The sequence below is a fragment of the Tessaracoccus rhinocerotis genome (assembly GCF_007197885.1).
Taxonomy (GTDB): Bacteria; Actinomycetota; Actinomycetes; order Propionibacteriales; family Propionibacteriaceae; genus Arachnia; species Arachnia rhinocerotis.
In genome coordinates this window covers 164172-188926 of the sequence record NZ_VKKG01000004.1, presented here as the reverse complement: position 1 = coordinate 188926, position 24755 = coordinate 164172, and the positions used below count along the sequence as shown (strand labels likewise).

Below are 24755 nucleotides of genomic sequence, written 5' to 3'. Positions count from 1 at the left end.
CGATTTCGCGCGGCGTGTCGGGTCCAGCTGGTTCGCTGAGTCGGCCTTCTTCCCGGGACCAGGAGTTCAGCGCACGGTCAGCGCGGGTTCATGCCCAGCCGTTCGGCGACGAAGTCGATGTCCTTGTCGCCGCGGCCGGAGAGGTTCACCACCACGATGTCGTCGGCGGAAAGCGTCGGCGCCAGCTTCGCGGCGTGGGCGACGGCGTGGCAGCTCTCGATGGCGGGGATGATGCCCTCGAGCCGGCACAGCAGCTGGAACGCCTCAATGGACTCGTCGTCGGAGGCGGCCACGTAGTTGACGCGACCGACGTCCCTGAGGTGGGCGTGCTGCGGGCCGACGCCGGGGTAGTCCATGCCGGAGGCGATGGAGTGCACCGGCCACGGCTCGCCCGACTCGTCCTGCAGCACGATGGTCCTCATGCCGTGCAGGACGCCCGGCGTGCCGAGGGTCATGGTCGCCGCGTGGTCGCCGGGGTTGTCGAGGCCTCGACCGGAGGGCTCCACGCCGTAGATCTGCACCTCCTCGTCCTCGAGGAACGCCTGGAACAGTCCCATGGCGTTCGAGCCGCCGCCCACAGCCGCGACGAGCGCCGTGGGCAGACGTCCCTCCTTCTGCTGCAGCTGCGCCCTGGCCTCGCGGCCGACGATGGCCTGGAAGTCCCGCACCATGCTCGGGAACGGGTCCGGCCCGACGACCGAACCGATCGCGAACAGGGTCTCGGAGAAGTCGTTGGCCCAGACACCGAAGGCGGAGTCGACGGCGTCCTTGAGGCAGCGTCCGCCACTCTCGACGGAGACCACCTTGGCACCGAGGAGCTCCATCCGCACGACGTTGGGGCGCTGCTTGGCGATGTCGATGGCGCCCATGTGGATCTCGCACTCGAGGCCCAGCAGTGCGGCCGCCGTCGCGAGGGCGACGCCGTGCTGGCCCGCCCCGGTCTCGGCGAGCAGCTTCTTCTTGCCCATCCGCTTGGCGAGGAGAGCCTCGCCCAGGGTGTGGTTGATCTTGTGGGCCCCGGTGTGGTTGAGGTCCTCTCGCTTGAGGTAGACCTTCGCGCCGCCGAGATGCGCGGTCAGGTTTCGCGCGAGGAACAGCGGCGAGGGACGCCCCACGTAGTCAGCCAGCAGGGCTTCGTACTCCGCCTGGAAGGAGGGATCGTCCTTGGCCTCCCGGTAGGCGGCGGCCACCTCGGCGATGGGCGCCTCGAGGTGCGGGGGCAGGAAGCGTCCGCCGTGGGCGCCGAAGAAGCCGGTGGCGTCGGCGTGGGTGATCGATGTCATGCCCGGATGTTATTGGTCCGACGCGGGTCCTCGGGATGCTTCCACGAAATCGCTGCAGGGGCACCCTGCCGGGCAGTGTCGTCTCACCGCAGGTATTAAATGACACCCGTGTTGCGGATTGAGGAATCGGTGCCCTAGCCTGAGGGCGAAGCTTGGTAAGGCTTCCCTAACCGACACGGTCGCTTCCCCGGGGCCGACGACACGAAGGACGCAATGGCAAACCTCCGCACCGGCATCGCCGCCCTCGCCACCATCGCCGCTCTGGCCCTGGGTGCGTGCAGCACCCCCGCCGACGCCGATCCCGCAGACTCCCAGGCCCCGGCGGAGGAGACCACCGCCGCCGACGAGACCACCGAAGCCGGCACCGTCGAGATCGAGGACAACAACGGCACCCTGACCGTGAACGTCCCGCCGACCTCCGTCGTCGCACTGGACAACCGCACCTTCGAAACGCTGGCCGCCTGGGGCGTCGAACTGTCCGCGGCCGCCCGCACGCTGATGCCCTCCACCAACCCGCTCAAGGACGACGACTCGATTCCGGACCTGGGCAACCACCGCGAGCCCAACCTGGAGCTCATCGTCGCCGCCGAGCCGGACCTCATCGTCAACGGCCAGCGCTTCACGGACTTCTTCGACGACATCGCCACGCTCGCACCAGACGCCGTCCAGCTGAACCTCGAGCCCCGCGAGGGCGAGCCCTTCGACGCCGAGCTGAAGCGCCAGGTCACGGTGCTCGGCCAGGTCTTCGGCAAGGAGGCGGAGGCCGAGGCGCTGAATGGCGAGTTCGACGCCTCCATCGAGGCCGTGAGGGCCGCCTACACCGAGGGCGAGACGGTCATGGCCGTCAACGTCTCCGGTGGCAACGTCGGCTACATCGCCCCGAGCCTTGGCCGCACCCTCGGCCCGCTGTTCGACATCTTCGGCTTCACCCCGGCGCTGCAGGTCGACGGTGCGTCCGACGACCACCAGGGCGACGACATCTCCGTCGAGGCCATCGCCGACGCCAACCCGGACTGGATCCTGGTCATGGACCGTGACGCCGCCGTGTCCGCCGACGACCCGGAGTACAAGCCCGCCGCCCAGGTGATCGAGGAGTCCGCCGCGCTGCAGGGCGTCACCGCCGTCGCCGAGGGCAACATCATCTACATGCCCGCCGACACCTACACCAACGAGGGCATCCAGACCTACACCGAGTTCTTCAACGCCCTCGCCGAGGCGTTCTCCGCCTGAGGAACCAGACCTGTCCAGCAACAGCGTGACCGAGAGGGAGTGGGGATACGTCCCCACTCCCGATCGTCGCGTTCCGACTCCCCCGACGGCGACCCGATGACCACCACAACTTCCCCGACGGCGGCCCGCCCGTCCCGCACCACTCCCGCCCCCGCGGCGACGGGCAAGCTCTTCGACTGGAAGCTGCTGCTGGGGATCCTCGGCGTCGCTCTGCTGCTGGTGGCGTCCCTTTTCACCGGGGTCTACGACGTCTTCGGCGCCGACGATGGCGGCGAGATGTTCGCGATCACCCGCATCCCGCGCACCATCGGCCTGGTCCTGGCCGGTGCCGCCATGAGCATGAGCGGCCTGGTGATGCAGTTGCTCACCCAGAACCGGTTCGTCGAACCCACCACGACGGGCACGACGGAGTGGGCCGGGCTGGGCCTGCTGGCCACCATGATCGTGTGGCCCAACTCCCCGCTCATCGTGCGGATGGGCGTCGCCATCGTGTTCGCGTTCGTCGGCACGATGGTGTTCTTCGCCTTCCTGCGCCGGGTGACGCTGCGTTCCTCGCTGATCGTGCCCATCGTCGGCATCATGCTCGGCGCCGTCGTCGGCTCGGTCTCCACCTACATCGCGCTGGCCACCGACTCACTCCAGAACCTCGGCGTCTGGTTCGCCGGCAGCTTCATCTCCGTCATCAAGGGCCAGTACGAGGTGCTGTGGATCGTGTTGGTCGTGGTGGTGGCCATCTTCCTCGTCGCGGACCGCCTCACCGTCGCCGGGCTCGGCGAGGACATCGCGACCAACGTCGGACTCAACTACCGCCGGGTGGTGCTGCTCGGCACGGGCCTGATCGCGATCGCCACCGGCGTGGTCACCGTGGTGGTGGGCAACCTGCCGTTCCTCGGGCTGATCGTGCCCAACATCGTCTCGATGTTCCGGGGTGACAACCTGCGCAGCAACCTACCGTGGGTGTGCCTGCTCGGCATCGCCATCGTCACCGTCTGCGACCTCGTCAGCCGCACCATCATCATGCCGTTCGAGGTGCCGGTCTCCCTGATCCTCGGCATCGTCGGCGCCGTGGTGTTCATCATCCTGCTGCTGAGGCAGCGTCGTCGCGGGAGCATGTGAGAAAGCCATGACCTTCACCCCGAACCGTCCGCGCACCGTGCGCCTGACCATCGACGAGGACGCCTACGCCCTCGTGGCCGACGAGACCGTGCCGGAGGTCCAGTTCAGCCCGACCGAATCCCTTCAGGAGCCGACGACGTCGCCCCAGGTCGCGGCCGCGACGCCGGCCCCCGCGAAGGAGCGCCGCTCCGGCTCGTTCCACACCCGCGGCTCCCGCCGCCGCTACTGGATCATCCTGTCGGTCCTGCTCGCACTCGCGGTGCTGTTCTCCGCGGGCCTGCTCGCGTACGGCAACCCGATGGAGTTCGGCACCGACGGCTTCTGGCTGATCGCCGAGCGCCGCGCCAACAGCGTGTTCGTGATGCTGCTGGTGGCGGTGGCGCAGGCGATGTCCACCGTCGCGTTCCAGACCGTCACCCACAACCGCATCATCACGCCGTCGATCATGGGGTTCGAGGCCCTGTACCGGGCCGTCCAGACCACCACCGTGTACCTGTTCGGCCTCGGCGGGCTGATCGCGTTCAGCGGCATCGGCGCGTTCGGCCTCCAGACCGCCGTCATGGTGGGCCTGTCACTGGCGCTGTTCGGCTGGTTGCTCTCCGGCAAGTACGCCAACCTCCAGATCATGCTGCTGGTGGGCATCATCATCGGCGGTGGGCTCAGTTCCGTGTCGTCGTTCATGCAGCGCCTGCTGACGCCGAGCGAGTTCGACGTGTTGGCGGCCCGCACCTTCGGGTCCGTCAACAACGCCGACCCGAGCTACTTCCCGCTCGCCGTGCCGATCGTCCTCGTCGCCGGCGGGCTGTTGTGGCTGCGCTCCCGCGAGCTCAACACCATCGCGCTCGGCCGGGAGGCGTGCACCAACCTGGGCGTGAACCACAAGCGCAACGTGGTCATCGTGCTGATCCTGGCGTCCTCCCTGATCGCCGTCTCGACGGCGCTGGTGGGCCCCATGACGTTCCTCGGGTTCCTGGTGGCGACGCTCGCCTACCAGCTCGCCGACACCTACGACCACCGCTACGTGTTCCCGATGGCGATCCTGGTGGGCTACGTCGTCCTCACCGGCGCCTACTTCGTGATGAACCACGTCTTCTACGCCCAGGGCGTGGTCTCGATCGTCATCGAACTCGTCGGGGGCAGCGTCTTCCTCTTCGTCATCCTCAGAAAGGGCCGACTGTGATCACCCTCACCGCCGTCAAGAAGTCATACAGCGACGAGGTCGCGATCGGCCCCATCGACCTGGAGATCCCCCAGGGCGGCATCACCGCGCTCGTCGGCCCCAACGGGGCGGGCAAGTCGACGATGCTGACCATGGTGGGACGCCTGCTCGGCATGGACCAGGGCGCCATCGAGGTGGCTGGCATGGACGTCGCCTCCACCAAGTCCCGGGACCTCGCGAAGGTGCTGTCGATCCTGCGCCAGGAGAACCACTTCATCACCCGGCTGACGGTGCGCCAGCTCGTCGGCTTCGGCAGGTTCCCCTACTGTCAGGGCAGGCTCACCGCCGCCGACGAGGAGATCATCAGCCGCTACATCGACTTCCTCGACCTCGGGGACCTCGAGGACCGCTACCTGGACCAGCTCTCCGGCGGGCAGCGGCAGCGCGCCTACGTGGCGATGGTGCTGTGCCAGGACACCGAGTACGTCCTGCTGGACGAGCCGCTGAACAACCTGGACATCGCCCACTCCGTGCGGATGATGCGCCACCTGAAGCGCGCCGCCGACGAGCTCGGCCGCACGATCATCATCGTGCTGCACGACATCAACTTCGCCGCCGCCTACTCCGACTACATCTGCGCGGTCAAGAACGGCAGGATCGCCAGGTTCGGCTCACCCCACGAGATCATGCGCGACGACGTGCTCTCGGAGATCTTCAACACCGAGATCACCGTCGTGGAGACCCCGGGTCGACGTCCCGTGGCCGTCTACTTCTGACGCCCGCGCAACAGTGTTGCGCTGGGCGCTGACGACGGCACCTCCCGCAACAGTCTTGCCGGCGGACCTGGTGCCCCCAGCGCGACACTGTTGCGCTGGGCCCTGCAGTCAGCACCCAACGCAACACTGATGCGCGTCAGCCGGGACGACCGGTCAGATGAGGTCCTCGCCGCGGCGGCGGGCGGCATTCCACTCTCGGTAGAAGGCGCGGCTGATGACGAACAGCACCACCGCCACCACCACCGGCCACACGAGTACGTAGATGCTCATTGCGATGGCCATCTCAGGCCTCCTTCGCGAGATCGGAGTCGGTTTCGTCGAGGGCCGTCTCGGCCTCCCGCACAACATCCGCGGGGTCCTCGTCGAAGTCGCCGGTGACGTCCTGGATGACGGCGAAGTCGAACCGCTCCTTGTTGCCGATGGACATGGCGAAGCACACGATGGTGCTGACCGCGTAGGCCACGAGCGAGGCGCTCAGGGTGGCGTAGTCGCGCAGGAACCCGAACACGAAGGGGGCGGAGGCCAGGGCGGCCACCACGCCGACCACGCGCGCCACCCGCAGCCCGAGGAAGCCGAAGACCATCAGGCCCAGGACGACGCCGATGCCGACGACCGAGAGCACCTCGACCAGCAGGCCGAACGGGCCCGACATCGGGACCAGCGAGAACCGCACCGGGATGAACAGGGCGAGCGCTGCGATGACGGAGACGGTGAAGGCCTTGTTGGTGACCTTGTCCCAGTAGAAGCTGGCCAGCACGGGGAACACCAGCGCGCCCCAGAGGGCACCGACGAACACGAGCAGGTCCAGGATGTTCAGCTGCAGGCTGGCGAAGGCAATCGCGATCGCCGTGGCCACCACCATCGTGATGCGGCCCACGAGCAGCATCGTCCTCGGGTTGGCGTCGGCCTTGGTGGAGATGTTCTGGCCGTAGATGTCGGCCATTGCGATGGACGACAGCGCCGACAGGTCGGAGTCAGAGGTCGAGGACAGGGCCCCGATGATCATGATGAAGAACACCGCCAGCAGGACGGTCGGCAGGTATGTGGCCGCCATCTCGGGGATGAGGTTGTTGAGGTCTCCGCCGGTGGGTTCGAACCCGAGGTAGAGCGCGAGCACGCCCAGCATGCCGACACCGATCACCATGGCCCCGTAACCGACGGTGGCGGTCACGAAGGTGGGCTTGATCAGGTCCTCGCGCACTGCGAACAGCCGCTGCGCGATCGTCTGGTTGCCGATGGCGTAGGCCAGCACGGCCGCGATGTAGGGGGCACCCTGGCCGAGGAAGGCCTCGCTGGAGAAGAAGTTGCCCTGCTCCGGGGTGAGGTTGGCGGCACCGGTCTCGAACGCGGCCGGGAACCCGGCGGCGAAGAAGATTACCGGCACGATCACCGCGACCGCACCCAGCATCGCCACCACCTGTACGAAGTCGGTGAGGACGGAGGCACGGAAACCGGACCACAGCGTGTACAGCAGCACGCCGCCGGCCACGCAGAACACGCCCTGGATGAACGTGAAGGGGGAGAGCATCGAGATCAGGACGCCACCGGCGATGAAGTTGGACATCAGGGAGATGATGGAGCCGACGACGTTGGAGCCGGCGAGCATCAGCTGGCTGGAGCGGCCATGCCGCGCGAACATCACCTCGGCGAGGGTGTGGGCGCGGGGCGCCACCTGCCGGATGCGCTTGCCGAAGGGGTAGATGAACAGGATCATCAACGCGCCCCAGAGGCCGTAGTGGATGGGTCCGGAGATCCCGTACGTGTAGCCGGACGTGGCCGACGCGTACATGGACGAGGCCCAGATCCAGGTGGCGGTCATGCTGGCCGCCGAGATACCGAAGCCGATGTTGTTGCCGGCCGTCATGTAGCCGTCGGCGTTCTCCTCCTTCTTCCCGATTCGGGTTGAGATGAGGAATGTCCCTCCATAGAAGAGGACGAGTAGAAGTACGACAACGACGGCGCTGAACTGTGCCGTTCCCAGGTCACCCATGGCGCCACCTCCCTTTCGACGTAGTCAAAGAAATCGCTGCGAGACCGGAAGGTCATCGCGTGCTTTTGTCCTGCACGTCTGGCACCGCGGGGGCATTGCTCCACGGGCAATCAGAATTTGACGCGCTCGAGCCCTCGACCCGGCAACCACCCAACCCTTCTCTCCTCGGGACACCCGCACGCGTCGGCCCATCTGGGTGCGCATTGACGCACGCGGGCCCGTCGGTCATTGATCGGGTGCCGTCCCGTCGCAATCGCGGGACCGTCCTCGCGCCGGACCGAAGGGCCCAGCAAACGGTTCCAGACCTTAACAGATCTCCGCCGACACCGCAGGTGGACGGAGTTGTGCGGTCAGTGGCTCCGACCGTCCCGGGCGCCATCGGCAGCACTGCCACAGGCCGGAATTCACCGTCTCGGTAACGGGATTCATTGGTCCGTGACCGCGTGGCCCATTACGGTAGGGCCGTGAGCAGCACCACCGAGGAGGACCTGTCCCGGGTCACGATCATCTCGCAGTCCCGACGGGTCGACCTCGCGCTACCCGGAAGCGTCAGCCTCAGCGAACTGCTCCCGAGCATCCTGCGGTTCTCCGGGCTCGAGGCCAACACCCCCACCGACGCCGTCCACGCGTGGGTGCTGCAGCGGTTCGGCTCCGACCCGTTCGACCTGTACACCCCGGTGGCCAAGCTCAACATCCGCGACGGCGAGACGCTTCACCTGCGCCAGCGCGAGAACGCCATCCCCGACGCCGCCTTCGACGACGTCGTCGACGCAGTCGCCGGCGCCACCAACTCCCGGCCCTCCTGGGCCGCCCGGCACAGCCGCACCATGGGCCTCATCCTGATGCTGGTGCTGCTGATCGGGGCGCCGCTGCTGACGGTGCAGGGCGCCATGGACGTCCAGGGCGTGCCGCTGCTGCTCGCCATCGCCCTCAGCGGCTTCCTGAGCTTCGCCGCCTTCATCGCCTCCGTCTCGCTGGCACGCGCCGCCGGGGAGGTCCCGACTGCGACGTGCCTGGCGTGGGCCAGCGTCGCCCTGGGCGGCATCACCGGCTGGTTCCTGCCGAACCTGATCAGCGTCGAACCGGTGCCCCTTCCCATCAGGATCCTGATGGCGGGCGCCCTGGTGCTGGTCGCTTCGGCCGCCAGCGCGCTGGCCGCACGGGTGCACGCGATGGCCCTGTTCGCCGTCGCGCTGACCGCCGGGTTCATGCTGGTCAGCGCCAGCGCCATGGCACTGAACTACGGCAAGGAGATCGAGGTCGCCGCCGTCACCATGGGTGTGATGGCCGTCCTGACGGGGTTCCTGCCCGCGTTCAGCTACCGCCTCGCCGGCATCGCGCTGCCCAACCTGCCGGTCACCACTGAGGCGATCCTCGCCGACGAGACCCCCGTCCAGGCAGACATCGTCCAGCGGGCCCTCCTGGCGGACAAGATCCTCGGAGCTCTCCTGGCCTCCACCACGGCGACGGCGGTGCTGTGCTCCCTGCTCGTGCTGCAGCAGGGCAGTCTCTGGGCCCTGTCCCTGTGCATCTGCACCGGCCTGGCGTTCCTGCTCCGCGCCCGCGCCTTCGTCGGGCTCGCGCAGCGGATGGCGCTGCTGCTGGGCGGCACTCTCGTGACCGCCTTCGCACTGTTCGCGCTGGGCACCGGAGCCACCCAGTCCGTCACCGGCGTGCTGGTGCTCTTCGGCTGCGTGCTGGCCGTCGGGTACGTGTTCGCGCACTACTCCGCGGCCACCTACGCCAAGATCATCTCCCCCACCTGGGGGCGCTGGGGCGACATCTTCGAGTGGCTCGCGATCATGGGCATCGTCCCGTCGCTGCTGGGCGTGCTCGACCTCTACACGTACTTCCGCTCGCTGTTCGGCTGAGCATCAGGCCAGCAGGCGCTCGGCCGTCGGCTCGTCGGTGACCAGCACGTTCAGGTAGCCACCGGCCACGGCGCCGCGGATGGCGTCCACCTTCTCCTGGCCGGCCGCAACCGCGACGACGTTCGGCAGCTCCCGCATCTCCTCCAGCCGCAGGCTGACCGTCCGCTCGGAGACGTCGCCCCGCACCACGCGCCCGCGGATGTCGAACCACTGCCCGAGCATGTCGCCCACCGCGCCGCGGCGCCCGAACTCCGCGACCTCCTCGTCGGTGACCATGCCGGTGCGGACCGCGGACGAGCCCGGCCGAACCGCGCCCACCCCGGTGAGGGTGATGGAGGCGCTGCGGGCGAGCGCGAACACGCTGGCCACCGGGTCCTCCGCCAGCAGGGCGGCCGCCGTCGCGGCGCTCGAGACGAACAGCGGCGCGGGCACGGTGCGCAGCCGTCGGACCGCCTCGGGGTTCTCGGACACGAGGGTGGCGACGTTGTCGATGGTGCCGGCGGCGGAGGCGAGCGTGACGCCGTCGAGCGACTCGGCCGAAAGCATCGTCAGGGCCCGGGCGACGCTGTCCGCCCAGCTGACGCCCACCACGACGCCCGGGTGCAGGTGGCGTCGCACGTAGGCGGCGGTGGCGGCGGCGACCCGCTCGTTGGTGCGCTCCCGCGAGAGGGGGCCGTCTGAGGTCGGGACCACGACGGCGTCGTCGAGGCCCAGGCGCTCCCGCAGCCTCGTGGCCCAGCCCATCGCGGCGAGGTACTGGGCGTCCATCTCGATGCGCACGATCCCGTGCTGCCGGGCGGACTCGAGCAGTCGGCCGACGCTCTGCCGCGAGACGAACAGCCGCTTGGCCACCTGCGCCTGCGTCAGGCCGTCCTCGTAGTAGAGCCAGGCGGCACGCACGACGATGTCGAAGTCGTCGCCCTGCGGTGTCAGCACCACGCCACTACTCCCCTCACCCGGGTACCTCCTGAGCCGATGCCCAGACTTGTCCCGACACCTTCTCACGACTGAGGACAGCGGCGAGAATGGGGGCACGAACAACATCCACGTCATCGATGAAGGAGTCGCAGTGGTCGAGATCCCCACCACCCAACATGCCATCCAGATCACCGGGAAGGACGAGATCCTCCACAACAAGTCCAAGCCGGTGGACCCGGTGGGACCGACGCAGCTGCTGCTCCAGGTCGAGGCCTGCGGCATCTGCTTCTCCGACACGAAGCTCCTGCACGCCTTCGACTCCCACCCCCGCAAGGCCGAGGTGGTCGCCGGCATGGACCTCGCCGCCCTCCCGGAGATCCCCGGCTACAAGCCCGGCTCCCAGCCCACGGTTCCCGGCCACGAGCCGGTCGGCCGCATCGTCGCGGTGGGCGACCAGGTCAGCCACTTCAAGGTCGGCGACCGGGTCCTGGTCCAGGCGGACTGGAAGCACCTGCGCACGCCCAAGTCCAACGGGGCCTTCGGCTACAACTTCGAGGGGGCGCTGCAGGAGTACGTCGTCATCGACGAGCGCTGCGTGGTGTCGCCCTCCGGTGAGGAGTTCCTGATCCACGTCTCCGACGGCCCGTCCGCCGCGGCCGTCGGCCTGATCGAGCCGTGGGCCACCGTCGAGGGCTCCTACGCCTGGGCCGAGCGCAACCACCTCGCCGACGGCGGCCGCCTGCTGGTGGTCACCGACGGCGAGTCCTACGGGGTCGATTCCCTGACCGCCGAGCACCAGCCGGCCGAGACCCTCACCGTCGCCCCCGGCGAGGTGTCGACGCTCGAGGGCCAGGCCTTCGACGACATCATCTACTACGGCGCCGACGCCGACGTCATCGAGGCACTCGCCCCGCTGCTCGGCACCCGCGCCACCTTCTGCGCCGTCCTCGGTGGCCAGACCATCCAGCGCAACGTGAAGCTGGACATCGGGCGCGTGCACTACGACTTCATCCGCTTCATCGGCACCGTCGACTCCGACCCCGCCGACGCCTACGCGTGGGTCCCCGCCACCGGCGAGCTCCGCGACGGTGACAAGGTGGCCATCATCGGCGCCGCCGGTCCCATGGGACAGATGCACACCATGCGGGCCCTGACCTCGGGCTTCGACCGGATCAGCGTCGCGGCCACCGACCTGAGCGACGAGCGCCTCGAGCACCTGCGCTCCATCGTCGGTCCCGTCGCCGAGGAGCACGGCGTGCCCCTCGAGGTGATCAACACCGGCAGCACCCAGCTGGAGCCGGGCTACACCCACATCAGCTGCATGGTCCCCGTCCCCGCGCTGGTGGCGCAGGCCGTGGACCTGGCGGCCGAGGACGCCATCATCAACGCGTTCGCAGGCATCCCCGCGGGCACGCTCGGCGAGTTCGACCTGCAGGGCATCGTCGAGCGCCGGATCTTCATGCTGGGCACCTCCGGCTCCGACGTCTCCGACATGCGCACGGTGCTGGACAAGATCGAGAAGGGGATCATCGACACCCACATCTCGCTCGACGCGGTCACCGGCATGGCCGGTTTCCAGGACGCGATCGACTCCGTGATGAACCGCACCTCCGGCGGCAAGATCATGGTCTTCCCGATGCTCCACGACCTGCCGCTCACGCGCCTGGTCGACATGCCCGAGAAGCTGCCCCACGTGGCCGCCAAGCTGAACGACGGCGTGTGGACCAAGGAGGCGGAGGCTGCCCTGCTAGCGGGAGCGTGAGTTGCCCCTTCGAGGCGGCGACTGCGTCCCCGCACCTCAGGGAAACCGGGTTCAGTTTCCCTGAGGGGCGAGCGCCAGCGAGCCTCGAAGGGCCCATGGAGGGTCAGTTCTTGAAGCGGACCAGGTTGTTGAACACCCACTGGGTGGTCCAACGGTAGGTGCGCTGTCCGGCCACCACGTCGGAGGTGACCACCGACGCCTCGACGTAGGTGCGGCAGCCACCCCGGCCGGTGGTGGCGGTGTCGCACTCGGTCCGCCAGCGGCGCCCGTCGTCCGCGGTCCACGCACCTGCGTGCCCGAGCGGGTTGGCAGCCCACGCTGTCCGGTCGAGGTACGGCAGGTAGGTCATGTTGTTGAAGACCCACTGGTTGGTCTGCCGGAACCCGGCCGCGCCCTGGACCACCGTGGTGGCCCAGATGCTGGTGGTGCAGCGGATGGTCTGCGAGTACGGCTCGCACTCGGTGAACCAGCGCCGACCGTTGAGGTCGTGGAATCCGGGGACCTCGTACGGCGCCTTCAGGCCGCTGTCCGGGACGCTCGGGCGCGACGGCGCGGGCGTCGGCGCGGGCGTCGGCCCGGCCGAGGGCGTGGGCGACGTCGACGCGGAGGGCGTGGGCGTCGGGGACGGGGAGGCCGCCGTCACGGTGACCGAGCGCACCTCGCTGATGACCTCGCCGCCGAACTCGTCGCGGACCACGACGTACCAGCCCGCGTCTGCCGCCGGGGTGTCCCAGGTGACCCGCACCGTCGTGCCGGAGGCGACGCCGTCGAAGGACCCGATGACCTCGGTGGTGAGGATGTCGGCGGTGAAGGCGGTGGTGGCCAGCGACTTCACGACGGGCTCGATCCCGAGCGTCGAGTAGGGGATCTCGAAGCTCTGGTGCTCGTCGTCCAGGGTCGGGTCGTCGGCGTTGAAGTCGGACAGCGACGGCGAGTAGGTGCGGATCCGCAGCTCCTGCGAGTCGTTGTCGTAGTGCTGCAGGCGCAGGTACCCGAGTCCGCCCTCGGTGAGTCCCTGGTAGTCGAACAGCATGGACACGACGGTGCGCTCGGCGGTGCCGTCGCCGTCGTCGTCGAAGGTGTCGGTGCGCGTGAAGGCGTCGTGGTAGTGGCCCGACTGCACCATCCGGACGTTCGGGTTCACCGCGATCACCTCGTCGAGGATGCGCTGCGGCAGGGCCCCGAGCCCACCGGTGGTGAGCATGTACTCGTGCAGGTCGACGACGGCGATCCGCTCCGGGTGCGCAGCCAGCACCGAGTTCATCCAGTCGATCTGCTCGTCACCGGCCCCCCAGCCCATGAAGACGTGGATGAAGTCGATGCCGCCGGCGGAGAACAGGTCGTAGTGGCCGCGGTTGTCCAGGTGCGACCCGCCATACCAGGGGTTCCCGGCGAAGCGCGCCTCCCCGAAGTGCCGGCTGTACTCGGTGTAGTCGTTGCTGGCCTGTGAGACGTCGTGGTTGCCCGCGAGCACGCCGTAGGGCAGGCCGGCCTCGTCGAAGAGCGCGTAGGCGGGGTTGGCCCGCTCCCACTGGACGGGGATCTCGTTGTTGTCCACGATGTCACCGGTGTGGGCGACGTACTGCAGGTTCAGGTTGTCCCGCTCCGCCAGCAGGAAGTCGTTGATCGACGTCTGGTGCTGGTAGTAGTCGGCGTTCGCGTTGTAGTACTGGGTGTCGCTGATGTGGGCGACGGTGAAGTCGTAGGTCGAGCGCGGTTCGGCCTCCGGGTGGAACGCGTCGACGGCGTCTCCGCGTTCGGTGAGGTTGCCGCCGGCCCAGCCGTCGCTGTGCTGGACGAGCACCCTGATCTGGCCCTCCACGGCGTGGCCCGCCGCCGGGACCACGGCCTCGAGGTCCACCGCGACCAGTCCGTCGCCGACGGGTGCGACCTGCTCCGCGACGCGGTGCCAGACTCCGTCGGTCGTCAGGACGCTCATGCTGACGCGCTGGCCGGCGTTGATCTCGCCGCTCCAGGCCAGCCGCGCGCGGTAGTCGTCGCCGGCGCCCTCCGGCACGTCGACGGCCAGGATCTCGTACGGCAGGAACTCGCCGCTGGTGACGGCCTCGCCGAGTTCGACCGCCTCGGCGCTGCGGTCGGTGGCGCTGGCGTCGTTCGTGACGCCGCCGGTCAGGGCGACCTCACCATCGGCGGCGGTCAGCCGGTGCCCGACGTTGAAGGAGCCGGACAGGACGTCGTCGGTGGGGTCGGTGACGACGGCGGACAGCTCTACGCCCGCAGCGACCTCGGCGCCCTCGGCCGGGCCTTCGAGCGCGGCGCCCGGCTGCTCCTCGGGGGTGGTGAAGGCGACGGTGGACACGGTCCGGTTGCCCAGCGCGTCAGCGGCGCGGACCTCGAGGACGTGGCCGCCCGCCGCCAGCAGCAGGGAGGAGGTCTCGTGGGGGGTCTCGATGGCCTGCCCGTCGAGGGTGACGAGGACTGAGTCCACGCCGGAGCCCGCGTCGGTCACGGTGGCGTCGAGGACGAACTCGCCCTTCTGGGTGGAGCCGTCGGCGATGCTCGCGGTGATGCTCGGGGCGGTGTTGTCCACCACGACGTCGGCCGTTGCGGAGTCGGCGCCGCGCGTGGCCAGGACATGGTGGGGGCCGTCGGCGACGGCGGTGGTGTCCCAGGTGTGGCCGAGCCCGGAGAAGGCGTCGGCCGGGACGGCGTAGGTGGCCTCGTAGAACTCGTACTTCCCGGCGGAGTCACCCATGCGCAGCGAGGTGGCGGGGTCGACGAACCCGGCGTCGCGCAGGGTGCGGCCGTCGGGCAGGACGAGGCGCAGGTTGCGAACCTCGAAGTCGTCGTTGTTCTCGTTCACGTCGATCTCGGGGGCCTTCTTGGTGCCTGCCCAGATCTCGACGGTGAGGTCGTCGCCCCGGGTGAGGTAGGACTCGTCGACGGGCACCGAGACGGTCACCCACTCACCGTAGAAGCCCTCGTCGAAGACGTGCAGGACGTCCTCGCCCACCAGGACGCCGTTCTGGAAGTAGGCGTCGGTCTGGCTGGCCTCGAACACGAAGACCGGCTTGCCCTCCAGCGCGGGCACCAGGCCGGCGGTGACGTCGTCACCGGCGACGCTGAGGGACACGCCGTCGGTGCCACCATCGGCCCCCACCACGAGCTGGGTGGTGCCGGAGAGGAACTGGCCGTCGGTGACGTTGAGTCGGAGCGGGTCGGTATTGACGCCCTCGAGCACGACGCGGGTGGCGTCCGTGGTGGTCACCTTCGTACCGTCGGTGGTGGTCAGCCAGTAATCGTAGTGGCGCTTGCCGGTGAGGTCCGCCGCCGGGATGGTGAAGGTGTAGGTGTCCTCGGCGCCGGAGACGAGGTTGTAGGCCAGGGGGGCGGCGTCGACGTTGCTCTGCACGTGCAGGGTCGCGGTGCGGACCAGCACGTCGTCGGTGATGGCGTGGACGATGTCGAAGTCCTGGTCGGGCGCGATGGTCGCGGCCGTCTGGTCGGTCACGTGCGGGGCGACGGTGTCCTCGGCGAGCACCATCAGGCCACCGGGCACCTGCCTGCCGACCTCGACGCGTCCGGGCGTGGCCGGAGCGATCTCGAGGATGTCCTGCAGCGCCTTGTCAGCGGTGCCGGTGTAGTGGATGCCCTGGTCGGGTTGGGTGTGGTCGACCCCGGTGACGTGGTTGTAGTAGGTCCGGCTGATCGTGATGCCGGTGTTGGTGATGACGTCGACGCCGCGGAGGCTGCCGTTGGCCATGCCGCCCGAGGGGATCTCCACGAGGTTCTCGCCGGCCACCAGCGAGGTGCCGAACTTGGCGTTGAAGTCGGCGGCGGTGAGTGCGTCGTTGGGGCCGTTCTTGATCCACAGGACGAGCGTCTCGCCGGAGCCGATGACGACGTCGGCGGGCTCCGAGGGCCACAGCGCGGAGCTGCCGATGGTCAGGTCGGCCGCCGGGTAGAGGTAGTTGATCTTGAAGTCGGTGAAGTCGATGTCCGCGGTGGTGGGGTTGTACAGCTCGATGAACTCGAAGCCGTCCGAGCCGCCGACGTTGCTGCTGTCGGGCAGCAGCTCGGTCACCTGCAGCAGGGCGACGTCGATCGCCGGGTCCGGCGTCGCGGTCGGCTGGGGCGAGGGCTCTGCGGTGGGCTCCTCCGTGGGCTCCGCGGTGGGTGTCGTCGTCGGGGTGGGCGACGGCGAGGGCGCCAGCACCTGGGCCGGGTCGACGACGCCGGGGGTGCCGGCCGCGTCAGAAGCGAACAGCGCCTGCGATTGGCCGTCGGTGACGGCGAAGTGGGCGGTGCCGCTGGTGGAGACCGAACCCACCGGGTAGTGGGACCAGACCATGGCGCCGTCGGGGCCGGTGAGGCGGATGCCGCGGTCGCCGCCGTTGGCCATGCCGGACTGACCCGCGGCCTTGAGGATGGTGTAGCTGCTGGCCGCGTCACCCCACTGGGCGCGGAAGTCCTCGTCGGTGAACGAGAACGAGTCCACCGTCGCGGTGGTGTACTGCAGCCAGACCGCCACGACTCCGCCGGCCGGGATCACCGCCGGCTCGACGTCGAGGGGGACGTCGCGGGTGGTGTCGTCGGAGTCGACGTAGCTGTAGGCCACGGCGTAGTCGGCCAGGTCCACGGGTGTCGCAGTGGTGTTCGTGATCTCGAAGAACTCGAAGTTGTCGTAGCTCGCATGGTCGGGGGCGATCTCGGTCACCACCAGCTCGGGGAGCTCCGCCGCACTCGCCGGGACCACCATGGCCGCCACCGACGTCACGAGCATCGCGGACACCGCCGCGATCGCGCCTGTTTTCCTCATCGTCATCCTCGTCCTCCATCATTCGCGCCTCCTGCCCGGAGACCGGCTCACATCCAACGCGAGCAAGGTGACCTCCCGGGCAACTCCTTGCCAACGGCGGGTTAACGACGGTTGAACGTGCCGGAGGCGAGTTCCGCGCGCCAGCGGTTCCCCGGCCCGGGAGCGAAGTACGCTTGCTGACATGAGTGATTCCAACGACACAGCAGAGCCGCTGGACCCCAAGGAGGCCATGCGTCAGGCACTGGAGCGCAAGAAGGCTTCGGAGCAGGAGGGGCAGGCCAGGGTCGACGCGGAACGTGACAAGGGTGGCCACGCACACGGACAGGTGGGCGGCAAGCGCGTCTTCCGCCGCAAGTCCGGAGGCTGATCCCCCAGTACCCGGAAAGGGATTGCGAGGGCCCGGTTCCGTCCTGGTGACGGCCGGGCCCTCGTCATGTCCGCGCGCACCATGGTGACCACCCACCCCGGGGCCAACGACGCAAGGGCCGACGATAGGCTGTGGGCGTGCGCAAACTCAGTGTGGAAGAGCTGGCGGAGAAGGTGGCCGAGGGGTCGCGCGGGCACGTGGCCCGGGCCATCACCCTCGTGGAGTCCACCAGGCCCGAGCACCGCGAGCAGGCGCACAGCCTGCTGAAACTCCTGGCGCCCCGCACCGGTGGCGCCTTCCGCGTCGGCATCTCCGGAGTCCCGGGAGCGGGCAAGTCCACCTTCATCGACGCCATGGGCGTCAAGCTGATCTCCGAACACGGCCACAAGGTGGCGGTGCTGGCCGTGGACCCGTCGTCGTCGCGCACCGGCGGCTCGATCCTGGGCGACCGCACCCGCATGGCCGACCTCGCCAACCGGCCCCAGGCCTTCGTGAGACCCTCCCCCTCCGCCGGACACCTGGGCGGCGTGGCCCGCGCCACGCGCGAGTCGATGCTGGTGCTCGAGGCCGCCGGCCACGACGTCGTACTGGTCGAGACCGTCGGCGTCGGGCAGTCGGAGGTCGCCGTCTCCGGGATGGTGGACACCTTCCTGATGCTGCAGGTGGCCCGCACCGGCGACCAGCTGCAGGGCATCAAGCGCGGCATCCTCGAGCTCGCCGACGTCATCGCCATCACCAAGGCCGACGGCGACAACGAGGTGGCCGCCCGGGTGGCGGCCCGCGAGCTGAGCATCGCGATGAAGCTGATCACCTCGGACAACACGAAGCGCCGCGCGCCGGTCCTGACCTGCTCCTCCTACACCGGGCAGGGGCTGGACGAGGTGTGGGCGGCAGTCGTGAAGCACCGCGACGAGCTGGAGGCCGACGGTGGGCTGACGGCCCGGCGGCTGGCGCAGCAGCGCGACTGGCTGTGGAACATGGTGCGCGAGGAGCTGCTCGAGTCGCTGCGGACCTCCCCCGAGGTGCGGGGCGTGGCAGCCAACGTGGAGGCCCGGGTGGCCGACGAGTCGCTGAGCGCGCTGGAGGGTTCGCAGGAGATCCTCGCCGCCTACGCCCGCGCCGTTCCCGGTCTGCCCTGGGCGCGCTGAGGCGGCGCCTCAGTCGGCGAGGACCAGGGCGTCGTCGATCTCCAACTCGACCACCCCGATCCGGGCGACGTCGCCCGGGCCGGGTACCTGGCTGCCGGGCAGCGACACCGCCGCGGAGCCCCATGCGACGCCGCGGGCGAGCGCCTCTGACGCCGGCAGGTCCTCGGCCAGCGCGGAGAGCACCCCGGCGAGCAGGCAGTCACCCGCCCCGACCGTGGACAGCGGGTTCGCAACGGGCGCCTTCGCCAGCCACGCGCCGTCGGCCGTGGTCAGCAGCGCACCGTCGGCACCGAGGCTGGCCACGACGACCGAGATGCCTCCGGCCACCAGCTCGCGGCAGGCCTGGCGAACGTCGCCGAGGGTGGCCAAACGGCGCCCCACCAGCTCCTCGAGCTCCTCCCGGTTCGGCTTCACCAGGTACGGCGTGGCGGCCACGGCCGCGGCCAGCGGAGCCCCGGAGGTGTCCACCACCACCTGGCCGGGATGCGTGGCCACCAGGTCGGTGAACAGTGAGGCGTCCGTGCCGCGCGGGAGGCTCCCGCACAGCACCACCCACTCCGCGTCGCGGGGAACCGCGGCGCGCAGGGCCGCAACCTCGACGTCCGAGAGCTCCGGGCCGGGCTCATTCACCTTCGTGGTGCCGCCACGTGGGTCGACGATGGCGACGTTGGTACGGGTGTTGCCGCCGATCCCAACGGCGACGTGGGACAGGCCGCCGGCGTCGAGCAGGGAGCTGTGGAGGTCGCCGTCGGGCCCGCCGAGCGGCAGGATCGCGGTGGTGGGCACGCCGTTGGCGGCCAGCGCGCGGGAGACGTTGACGCCCTTGCCGCCGGGGTCGACCAGCACGGAGTGCGCCCGGTTGACCCCGCCGACCTCGAGGCGGTCGACGGCGATGGTGCGGTCGATGCTGGGGTTGGGGGTGAGGGTGACGATCATGCTCTGAGCACCTCGGTTCCTGCGTCCTCGAAGGCCTCGGCGGTCTCGTCGTCGAGCCGGTCGTCGGTGATGAGGAGTTCGATGTCCGACGGTGCGGCGAACCGTTGGAAGTGCACCTGGCCGGCCTTGGTGGCGTCGGCGAGCACGATGGAGCGGCGCGCGGCGGCCACCATCGCGCGCTTGACGTCGGCCTCCACCTCGTCGGGGGTGGTGAAGCCGCGGTCCAGGGTGAACCCGTTTGCGCCCAGGAAGACGACGTCGATGGCCAGTTCGGCCAGGGCCTTCATCGCCCACGAGCCGACGGCGGCGCCGGTGCGGCCGCGGATCCGGCCGCCCAGCACGTGGACCGTGAGGTTCCCGCGCTCCATCAGGGTGGCGGCGATGGTGACGGAGTTGGTCACCACGGCCAGGCCGCTGCGGTTGGGCAGCACCCGCGCCAGCGCGAGGGTGGAGGTGCCGGCGTCGAGCAGGATCACGCCCTCCTCCGGGAGTTCCTGGACCGCCCTCATCGCGATCCGTTCCTTCTCCATGGTGGCGCGCCCGAGGCGCTCGGTGACGGTGGGCTCGTGCTCGGTGAGGGTCACCGGCAGCGCGCCGCCGTGGACGCGCCGCACGAGGCCGCGGCGTTCGAGGAGCGTCAGGTCACGCCGGACGGTCTCCGGCGTGACCTTCAGCCGCTCGGCCAGCCCGCTGACGTCCACGCGGCCCTCCGCCCGCGCCTCGGCCACGATCCTGTCGTGCCGCTGCGCCGCGTAGAGGTGGCGGATGTTGCTGGAGCTGGTCATGTCCTCGCCTTCCGGTTCAGGGCTCGACGGTCACCTTGATGGCCTCGCCCTTGGCAACGATCTCAAACACGTCCATGACTTGCGAAAGCGGGACGCGCTTGGTGATGAGATCTGCCACGGGCACCTCGCCGGAGGCGATGTAGGCCAGGGCGCGCTTGTTGTGCTCGGGTGCCGACCCGTTGGCGCCATGGATGTGCAACTGGCGGTAGTGCACCAGGTTGGAGTCGAGCTTGATGAACGGGTCATTCTTCGGCAGTCCCCCGAAGAAGCTGATCCGGCCGTTGCGGGCGGTCATGGCGACGGCCTGCTCCTGGGTGACGTTGGCGGGCGTCGCGGTGATGACCACGTCCGCGCCGCGGCCGTCGGTGAGCTTCATGACCTCAGCCACAACGTCGGTCTCTGAGCCGTTGATGACGACGTCGGGCTGGACCGCGTCGGCGCTCATCTGCAGGCGTTCGGCGTTGATGTCGACGAGGATGACCCGGCCCACCTTGTGGACGCCGCGGGCGATCCGCACGTGCATGCAGCCGATGGGCCCGGCGCCGAAGATCACGACGGTGTCGCCCTCCTCGATGCCCAACTGCTCCTGCGCGTTGATGGCGCACGCGAACGGCTCCGCGGCCGAGGCCTCGGCGAAGCTGACGCCGTCGGGGATGCGGTTCATGCCGTCCACCTTGAGCACCTCGCGGGGCACGATCATGTACTCGGCGAACCCGCCGTCGTACTGGTAGCCCACCGAGGTCTGGTTCTGGCAGACGGCCATCCAGCCCTTGCGGCACTCGTGGCAGTCACCGCACGGGACGGCGGCGATCACCTGGACGCGGTCGCCCACCTTCCACTCGCCCGCGACGTCGGTGCCGATCTCAGTGATCTCGCCGGCGATCTCGTGCCCGATGGTGCGTGGGGGCGAGAGGTTGGGGTGGCCGTTGCGGCGGATCTTGACGTCGGTGCCGCACGTGGAGCAGTTGCGGACGCGGATCTTCACCTCGTCGGCGGCGGGTGTGGGTTCGGGGACGTCCTCGAGCCGGAGGTCCTCGGGTGCGTAGAAGCGAAGTGCCAGCATGTCAGTCCTCCGATCCGATGCTGCCCAGCAGCCCGAGCACCTCGTCGACGCTGCCCGAACTGCGCAGCTTCTCCGCCTTCTCCGGGTCCATCAGCACCTCAGCCAGTGCGGCCAGGATGTCGACGTGCTCGTCGGAGTTGCTGGCGATCGGGATGCAGACGTTGACGGTGTTGCCCGCCCAGTCGACGCCGTCGGGGAACTGGATGAACCCCAGGGCCGTCTTCTTGATGTGGACGCGGGACTCGTTGGTGCCGTGCGGGATGGCCACCCCCTCGCCGAGGAAGGTGGACACCTGCTTCTCCCTGTCGAACAGCGCGTCGGCGTACTCCTGGCTGGCGGCGCCGAGCGCGACTAGGAGCGCCCCGCACTGCCGGATGGCGTCGTCCTTGTCGGTGGCCCTCTGGCCGAGTCGGACGGACTCGGGGGTCATGACGTCATTCAATGTTCTCTCCGTTCTTGATCTGCTCTTCGAGCCTCGCGAAGGCGGGGTCTCCCACGAACTGTTCGAAGGGGACGATCACGGCGTTCGGGGCGATGCCGCGGACGCGGTCCACCAGGCCGGACTGGCACATGACCAGCTCGGTGTCCGGCGGCAGGTCGTTGACCGGCGAGTGCCGGACGTCGATGTCGTAGGACTTGAGCCGCTTCTTCATCGCGCCGGTGACCATCACCGACGAGCCCATGCCGGCGTCGCAGGCCACGACCAGTTCCCTCACGTCCCTGCCGTTGATGGAGCGGGTGGCGATGGCGGTCGCGGCCGGGGCGGCGGCGACGGTGGCGGCGCCCATCGTGCCGGTGGTGTCAGCCGGCGGGGCCCCGGCGGCCTCGGCCGTGGCGGCGTCGACCTGCTCGTCCTTCTTGCCGAACCCGAGCAGCAGCGAGGCGACGACGAACGACACGATCGCGGCTGCCGCGACCGCGGCCAGCACCCCGAGGTGACCGCCGCGTGGCGTCACGGCCAGGTAGGCGAGGATGCTGCCGGGCGACGCCGCGGAGACCAGGCCCGCGTTCAGGACGCTACCGACGAAGACGCCGCTCATGCCGCCGGCGATCGCGGCCAGGATGAGTGCCGGCTTGGCGAGGATGTAGGGGAAGTAGATCTCGTGGATGCCGCCGAGGAAGTGGATGATGATGGCGCCGGGGGTGGACCCCCGCAGGGCCTTGGGGCCGAACACCAGGAAGGCGCACAGGATGCCGAGGCCGGGGCCGGGGTTCGACTCCACCATGAACAGGATCGACTGGCCCAGCGACTGCGACTCGGCCGCGCCGAGCGGTGTCAGGACGCCGTGGTTGATGGCGTTGTTGAGGAACAGCACCTTGGCGGGTTCGACGAAGATCGACGCCAGCGGCAACAGGCCGTTCTGGACGAGGAGGTCCACGCCGGAGCCGAGCCAGCCGACGAGGGTGTTGACGACCGGTCCGATGCCGAGGCGGCCGAGGATGGCCATCAGCATGCCGATGATGCCGAGGGAGAAGTTGTCCACCAGCATCTCGAAGCCGCTGGCGACGCGGCCCTCGATCAGCTTGTCGAACTTCTTGAGCAGCCACGCGGAGATCGGGGCGATGATCATGGCCCCGAGGAACATCGGCACTTCCGAGCCGACGACGACGCCCATCGTGGCGATGGCGCCGATGACGGCACCGCGCTGGCCGTGGACGATCCGGCCGGCGGTGTAGCCGATGAGGATCGGCAGGAGGTAGGTGATGATCGGACCGACCATGGTGGCCAGGGTCTCGTTGGGCAGCCATCCGTTGGGGATGAACAGTGCCGTGAGAAGGCCCCAGGCGATGAAGGCGCCGATGTTGGGCATGATCATGCCGGCGAGGAACCCGCCGAACTTCTGGACACGGGCGCGGAAACCGGTGCCCTCGAGGTTCTTGTTGACTCTCGCGTCGGGCAGTACGTCGGTGGGTGCCATTGCGCTCACCCTTTCTGAACTTCGCTGTTCGGGACTGGACCCGCTCCACCATCGGAGCGATACGGACATCCTCACCTTTGTTTCTGTCCGTGTCAACCCCTCCGGCGGGCCGATTCGGACACGAACCAACATCGGTGCGCTCGCCGTCGACCCGACACGCCGCACCGAATCGTCTCGGAGGGGGCCGGCCACCCCTGGCCAGATTCCGTGCGGCGTGTCGGGTCGGCACGGGGCCGCGACGGCGAACCCAGCGTCCGACCAGGGCCCGGAATCCGCCCCCTGCAGCGGGGCCCCAGGTCCGAACAGCCGCGGACCACGGCCGGACGCAGACGCCGTCGACAAGGGCGAACACCACGTCGCAGCGACCTCCAGTTGGGGTTGAGGTGACGGCGCGCCGCAGACCTGTTTGCCGCGCTGAGCGCGCCTCTGGGTAAGCTGAAAGCCGGTGTGACCGCTGGAAGGGGGTCAGGATGGGTGTGTTCGACCGCGCCGAGAAGAGGATCGGCGCCGCCGTCGACAAGGTGTTCGCGCGTGCCTTCAAGGGCGACGTGCAGCCCGTTGAGATCGCCGCAGGCATCCAGCGGGAGCTGGACGCCGAGGCCAAGTTGCTCAGCCGGGACCGTCGGCTGGTGCCCAACGACTTCACCATCTCCTTGTCCCCGCACGACTACAACCGCCTGTTCCCGTACTCGAAGACGCTGAACGCTGAGATCATCCCTGGCCTGCGCGAACATGCCGCCGAGCGGCAGTACGTGTTCAACGGCCCGATCTCGATCAACTACGAGCTGGACAAGTCCCTGCCCACCGGGCAGTTCAAGGTGGCCAGCGACGCCGTCTCCGACGGCTCGTCCGGCTCCGGTGAGCGCCGCCCCGCGTCGATCCACCGTCCCGCCCGCGGCCTGGTGCTCGAGGTCAACGGGGTGCGCCACCCGCTGCGTCCCCCGGGCCTGGTGATCGGCCGCGGCTCGGAGGCAGACCTGCGCATCAACGACCCGGGCGTGTCCCGCCGCCACGCGCTGGTGACCGTCACCGGCACCCCGGACGCCCCGTCGGTCTCCATCGAGGACCTGGGCTCAACGAACGGAATCATCGTCAATGGCAGCCGTATCCAGGAGGTCCAGCTCGTGGACGGATCGCGGATCGAGATCGGCAACACAAGGATGCTGGTGCACGCGCCGTCGGAGCAGTGAATGAGTGAGCTGATCGTCGCGGCCATTCGCATCGTCTTCCTGATCCTGCTGTGGCTGTTCATCCTGTTCATCGCCGACGTCATCCGTCGCGACATGTTCGGCCGAAGGGTCAAGGCTGACACGCTGAAGGCCCACCCCGCCGACGGTCCCGGCCACGGAAGGCGTTCCCGCACCCCCACCCGGTTCGCCGTCACCCAGGGCGCGCAGCAGGGGCTCTCGGTGCCGGTGGAGCCGACGATCAACCTGGGACGCGCCGCGGACAGCACCTTCAACCTCGAGGACGACTACGCCTCCGCCCGCCACGCCCAGCTGGTGCAGGCCGATGCACTCACGTGGGTGCTCACGGACCTCGGCTCAACCAACGGCACGTACGTGAACGGGCGCCGCGTCAGCGAACCCACCCGCGTCACGGTCGGTGACGTGATCCGGATCGGCAAGACCCTCATGCGTCTGGAGGTCTGA

The 24755-nt window shown here is 69.2% G+C and carries 18 protein-coding genes and 1 pseudogene; 10 read left to right on the top strand and 9 right to left on the bottom strand.

Annotation, left to right across the window (positions count from 1 at the left end):
* Positions 1 to 77 precede the first annotated feature (77 nt).
* Positions 78 to 1283 (bottom strand): tryptophan synthase subunit beta, encoded by a 1206-nt coding sequence (gene trpB / locus FOJ82_RS10805; protein ID WP_143938497.1) that lies wholly within the window; start codon positions 1281 to 1283, stop codon positions 78 to 80.
* A gap of 213 nt (positions 1284 to 1496) precedes the next feature.
* Here trpB and FOJ82_RS10800 point away from each other — a divergent pair, with 213 nt between their 5' ends.
* From FOJ82_RS10800 to FOJ82_RS10785, 4 genes are all read left to right on the top strand, one after another.
* Entirely contained in the window at positions 1497 to 2513 is a 1017-nt protein-coding gene (locus FOJ82_RS10800; protein WP_143938496.1) for a siderophore ABC transporter substrate-binding protein, read from the top strand.
* 96 nt (positions 2514 to 2609) lie between these two features.
* Entirely contained in the window at positions 2610 to 3629 is a 1020-nt protein-coding gene (locus FOJ82_RS10795; protein ID WP_143938495.1) for an ABC transporter permease, read from the top strand.
* A 7-nt stretch (positions 3630 to 3636) separates the two neighbouring features.
* On the top strand, positions 3637 to 4809 hold the full coding sequence (locus FOJ82_RS10790; protein WP_143938494.1) for an iron chelate uptake ABC transporter family permease subunit: 1173 nt from the start codon (positions 3637 to 3639) through the stop codon (positions 4807 to 4809).
* A complete protein-coding gene (locus FOJ82_RS10785; protein WP_143938493.1) occupies positions 4806 to 5564 on the top strand; it encodes an iron ABC transporter ATP-binding protein in 759 nt (252 codons plus the stop codon). The genes FOJ82_RS10790 and FOJ82_RS10785 overlap by 4 nt, the downstream gene beginning before the upstream one ends.
* 153 nt (positions 5565 to 5717) lie before the next feature.
* On the opposite strand, the gene FOJ82_RS16495 is transcribed toward FOJ82_RS10785, so the two are convergent.
* Complete coding sequence (locus FOJ82_RS16495) at positions 5718 to 5846, bottom strand: putative transporter small subunit (RefSeq protein WP_221933126.1); 129 nt, start codon at positions 5844 to 5846, stop codon at positions 5718 to 5720.
* A 1-nt stretch (position 5847) separates the two neighbouring features.
* Complete coding sequence (locus tag FOJ82_RS10780; RefSeq protein WP_143938492.1) at positions 5848 to 7554, bottom strand: sodium:solute symporter family transporter; 1707 nt, start codon at positions 7552 to 7554, stop codon at positions 5848 to 5850.
* A gap of 464 nt (positions 7555 to 8018) precedes the next feature.
* On the opposite strand from FOJ82_RS10780, the gene eccD reads away from it, so the two are divergent.
* Positions 8019 to 9425: a type VII secretion integral membrane protein EccD gene (gene eccD, locus FOJ82_RS10775; protein ID WP_185975740.1), complete on the top strand. Its 1407-nt coding sequence runs from the start codon at positions 8019 to 8021 to the stop codon at positions 9423 to 9425.
* Positions 9426 to 9428: 3 nt separating this feature from the next.
* Here eccD and FOJ82_RS10770 read toward each other — a convergent pair whose 3' ends face one another.
* On the bottom strand, positions 9429 to 10364 hold the full coding sequence (locus FOJ82_RS10770) for a sugar-binding transcriptional regulator (RefSeq protein WP_185975739.1): 936 nt from the start codon (positions 10362 to 10364) through the stop codon (positions 9429 to 9431).
* 130 nt (positions 10365 to 10494) lie between these two features.
* Between FOJ82_RS10770 and FOJ82_RS10765 the strand changes: the two genes are divergently transcribed.
* Positions 10495 to 12105: an alcohol dehydrogenase catalytic domain-containing protein gene (locus FOJ82_RS10765; protein ID WP_143938489.1), complete on the top strand. Its 1611-nt coding sequence runs from the start codon at positions 10495 to 10497 to the stop codon at positions 12103 to 12105.
* A 103-nt stretch (positions 12106 to 12208) separates the two neighbouring features.
* On the opposite strand, the gene FOJ82_RS10760 is transcribed toward FOJ82_RS10765, so the two are convergent.
* On the bottom strand, positions 12209 to 16885 hold the full coding sequence (locus FOJ82_RS10760; protein WP_185975738.1) for a lamin tail domain-containing metallophosphoesterase family protein: 4677 nt from the start codon (positions 16883 to 16885) through the stop codon (positions 12209 to 12211).
* Positions 16886 to 17066: 181 nt separating this feature from the next.
* Between FOJ82_RS10760 and FOJ82_RS10755 the strand changes: the two genes are divergently transcribed.
* Both FOJ82_RS10755 and meaB read left to right on the top strand, forming a co-directional pair.
* The gene (locus FOJ82_RS10755; protein ID WP_143938487.1) at positions 17067 to 17252 is read left to right on the top strand and encodes a DUF5302 domain-containing protein; all 186 of its coding nucleotides are present in this window, start codon (positions 17067 to 17069) and stop codon (positions 17250 to 17252) included.
* Positions 17253 to 17383: 131 nt separating this feature from the next.
* Positions 17384 to 18400, top strand: coding sequence for a methylmalonyl Co-A mutase-associated GTPase MeaB (meaB, locus tag FOJ82_RS10750; RefSeq protein WP_143938486.1), 1017 nt, complete (start codon positions 17384 to 17386; stop codon positions 18398 to 18400).
* A gap of 9 nt (positions 18401 to 18409) precedes the next feature.
* On the opposite strand, the gene pfkB is transcribed toward meaB, so the two are convergent.
* The 4 genes and pseudogenes from pfkB to FOJ82_RS10730 all read right to left on the bottom strand — a co-directional run bounded on the left by pfkB (position 18410) and on the right by FOJ82_RS10730 (position 23103).
* Positions 18410 to 19336 (bottom strand): 1-phosphofructokinase, encoded by a 927-nt coding sequence (gene pfkB, locus FOJ82_RS10745; RefSeq protein WP_143938485.1) that lies wholly within the window; start codon positions 19334 to 19336, stop codon positions 18410 to 18412.
* A complete protein-coding gene (locus FOJ82_RS10740; protein ID WP_143938484.1) occupies positions 19333 to 20121 on the bottom strand; it encodes a DeoR/GlpR family DNA-binding transcription regulator in 789 nt (262 codons plus the stop codon). Before FOJ82_RS10740 ends, pfkB begins: the two co-directional genes overlap by 4 nt.
* A 16-nt stretch (positions 20122 to 20137) precedes the next feature.
* Positions 20138 to 21184 (bottom strand): zinc-dependent dehydrogenase, encoded by a 1047-nt coding sequence (locus FOJ82_RS10735; RefSeq protein ID WP_143938483.1) that lies wholly within the window; start codon positions 21182 to 21184, stop codon positions 20138 to 20140.
* Between the two features lies 1 nt (position 21185).
* Positions 21186 to 23103: pseudogene (locus FOJ82_RS10730) on the bottom strand (PTS mannitol transporter subunit IICBA).
* A gap of 470 nt (positions 23104 to 23573) precedes the next feature.
* Here FOJ82_RS10730 and FOJ82_RS10725 point away from each other — a divergent pair.
* Together FOJ82_RS10725 and FOJ82_RS10720 are read left to right on the top strand one after the other, a co-directional pair.
* The gene (locus FOJ82_RS10725; RefSeq protein WP_143938482.1) at positions 23574 to 24293 is read left to right on the top strand and encodes an FHA domain-containing protein; all 720 of its coding nucleotides are present in this window, start codon (positions 23574 to 23576) and stop codon (positions 24291 to 24293) included.
* Entirely contained in the window at positions 24294 to 24755 is a 462-nt protein-coding gene (locus FOJ82_RS10720; RefSeq protein WP_143938481.1) for an FHA domain-containing protein FhaB/FipA, read from the top strand.